The organism is Streptomyces sp. NPDC101166 (assembly GCF_044768125.1).
Lineage (GTDB): Bacteria > Actinomycetota > Actinomycetes > Streptomycetales > Streptomycetaceae > Streptomyces.
Genome location: NZ_JBIWPF010000261.1, coordinates 1 through 1,132, shown reverse-complemented (window position 1 = coordinate 1,132; position 1,132 = coordinate 1). Strand labels below are relative to the sequence as shown.

The window sequence follows — 1,132 nt, the reverse complement described above, 5'->3', positions numbered from 1 at the left end:
TTTCGCGTTACGTCGAGTTCGTACGGATCGGCGAAGATCTCGGGGTCGTGATTGGCTGAATCCACGTCGAGCAGGACAAGATCGCCCGTGGCGAATCGTTGCCCTTCGATTTCCATGTCGGTCCGGGCGTAGCGCACGAATCCGGTCGAATCTTGTACTCGCAGTAGCTCTTCCATCGCACTGGGGATGATCTGCGGATCGTCCGCCAGCTGCTGCCACTGACCACGGTTCTCGAGCAGCTTCACCAAGCCCAGGCCCAGTTCGACTACGGTCGTCTCCTGCCCCGCCAACAACAACACCATCGCCAACGTGGCGATCGAGTCGTCTGTGAGCTCGGGGTTCTCGCACAGCCGGGACAGCACGTCCGGGCCGGGCTCCACGCGCTTGCGCTGGATCAATGCCAGGCAATAGACGAACCACTCGGCACCCGCCTGAGCGGACTTCTGCCCGTCACGGGTGTCGAATATCGCCGCACTCCAATGCTGGAGCTTGTCCCGATCTTCGAACGGCACGCCCAGGAGCTCACAGATCACAAGCACCGGTAGGCGACTCGCGACGTGCTCGTGAAAGTCGGCCGGCGATCCGAGGGCGGCGAATTCTTCCAACACCTGCGCGGTGACCGATTCGACGCGGGGCAGCAGTTCGCGCATCGCGGTCGGCGAGAAGAGCGGATTGAGCTGCGCCCGCAGCCGTTCATGGTCCTCCCACTCGGTGTCGAAGTTGCCGATCGGACCACCGAACATCACCGACTCCGTCTTACGCGGAGCCGTCTCCGGGGTCGGATGCGCTCGACCAAGCCGCTTGTCGCAGAACATCTTTCGCACGAGTGAATAGCCGGTCACCAGCCATGCATCATCCCCGGTTTGGGTGGTGATGCGACTGACCGGGCAGCCCAGCGCGGTGGATTCAGTACTCGTCATTGCCACACTCTCCAAGCAGCAGCACTGTGTAATCGATTGCCACACAGGCGATTTCGGATCTGGTACCGATCTTCTTCCGGCAGACAGTAGAACACGTATCAGTCCGGCGCAACCGGTACCGAGGCCGGTTCCGACCCCCCAGTTTCGAGGGGATGAAGCGAACCATATCGACTGCAACACTGAGAGTTTCGTGCAGACACAGACGATCCATG

1 protein-coding gene is annotated in these 1,132 nt (G+C 61.2%); it reads right to left on the bottom strand.

All coding sequences use genetic code 11. The features are described from left to right. Positions 1-920 (bottom strand): cytochrome P450 (locus tag ACIRS4_RS38230; protein ID WP_404204881.1); only part of this gene is annotated, 920 nt, incomplete at its 3' end. Positions 921-1,132: the final 212 nt, after the last annotated feature.